The 307-nt window shown below is 54.1% G+C and carries 1 rRNA gene; it reads right to left on the minus strand.

Going from position 1 to position 307, the window contains the following annotated elements:
- Positions 1 to 307, minus strand: a 23S ribosomal RNA gene (locus tag Xbed_RS19220); the annotation flags it as partial.

The following is a 307-nucleotide window of genomic DNA, read 5'->3' on the forward strand; positions in this document are numbered from 1 at the left end:
CCCAGTTAAGACTCGGTTTCCCTGCGGCTCCCCTATGCGGTTAACCTTGCTACAGAATATAAGTCGCTGACCCATTATACAAAAGGTACGCAGTCACCCCACCACTAAGCCCCCTCTGCTTGATTTTGCGGTTGGGCGGCGCTGGCGCGTCGCCAACCGGCATCAAACAAAAGATGCGTTATGGAATTCACCACTGGCTTAGTGGTGGGGCTCCCACTGCTTGTACGTACACGGTTTCAGGTTCTCTTTCACTCCCCTCGCCGGGGTTCTTTTCGCCTTTCCCTCACGGTACTTGTTCACTATCGGT

Origin of the sequence: Xenorhabdus beddingii (assembly GCF_002127545.1) — a bacterium.
Taxonomy (GTDB): Bacteria; Pseudomonadota; Gammaproteobacteria; order Enterobacterales; family Enterobacteriaceae; genus Xenorhabdus; species Xenorhabdus beddingii.